Genomic DNA, 1,053 nt, shown 5'->3' on the forward strand with positions numbered 1-1,053 from the left:
GGGCATTGGGGGGGAATAGTTTGAATCTTAAAATAGTTTTAAGATTTTTTTTTGTAAAACTAAAAATACAAACAAATCTACTCCAAATTTTAAAATAGTTTTAATTATTGCCAAAAAGACTAAATTTTTAAGAGCGAAATTTAACTTTGCAATTCAATTTTCACTTTTTAATATTTGTTTTCAGTTCCATAAATGAAAGTATTACTCTTCTTCCTCTAATTAATTATAGGTTCATACAATCAGGTGTTTTGTCAAAAAAAGTATAATTACGCTGTTAAATTGAATTTCATGTATGATCAAAAGTTTAATTTTGATATTGGTCAAAAGGATTCTTTATATTTCTACACGGATCTTAATGAACCTAAAATCAGAGTTAAACCTTCGTTATTAATATTGAATAAAAGAGGGAATTCTTGGGAATTGCAGCTAGAAGGAGGTCTTTTTGACCAAAGAAAATCAAAGAAATATCAGAACTTTCCTACTAGTGACATTTATAGTCACTCTTCAAAATTTGTCAGAATAATAGGTATCAATCATGTCAATTTTATACAAAATCCAGCAAGAAAAGTCAGATTTTCCATCTCTTTAAATTATATGTTAGGATACGAAAAAACTTCAAACACTGTTTATTTTGGCGACTCATACAATAATTCTAGCACAAGAGTTTTACTTGAATATGGTGTCTCAACACGAATTGGATACAACTTGTCAGAAAAATTATTCTTTGAGATTAATCCACCTTTTCTAAAAAATAAAAGGTTAGAACTGGGGAAAAAAATTTCAAACCATCCTAGTACTCCCATTAGTTTAAGAAGACAACCAATTTTTGATTTTGAACACAACGGCCCAGTATTAAATTATACTAATTTTAGATTAAGTGATACCTATTTTAGAGATATTGTTTCTCTAGGTTTTAAATTTTAAATGCTCAATTCTAAGCACAAAAAAAATCCCCAGCCTCTCAGCTAGGGATTCTCCGCAAAAACAAACCAAGAAATATTATTTTCCAGCTTGTTCTGCAATGATATTTAATGCTGCACCAGCTTTGAACCA

1 protein-coding gene is annotated in these 1,053 nt (G+C 28.9%); it reads left to right on the forward strand.

Annotated features, from left to right (window positions below; all coding sequences use genetic code 11):
* The first annotated feature begins 288 nt into the window (after positions 1 to 288).
* Entirely contained in the window at positions 289 to 924 is a 636-nt protein-coding gene (locus EGI31_RS14615) for a hypothetical protein (RefSeq protein WP_255037928.1), read from the forward strand.
* Positions 925 to 1,053: the final 129 nt, after the last annotated feature.

It is taken from the genome of Lacihabitans soyangensis, from assembly GCF_024343775.1.
GTDB lineage: Bacteria > Bacteroidota > Bacteroidia > Cytophagales > Spirosomataceae > Leadbetterella > Leadbetterella soyangensis.

Coding starts and splice junctions, on each gene's coding strand:
- EGI31_RS14615 (WP_255037928.1), top strand. CDS start 289: ATGTATGATCAAAAGTTTAATTTTGATATTGGTCAAAAGGATTCTTTA.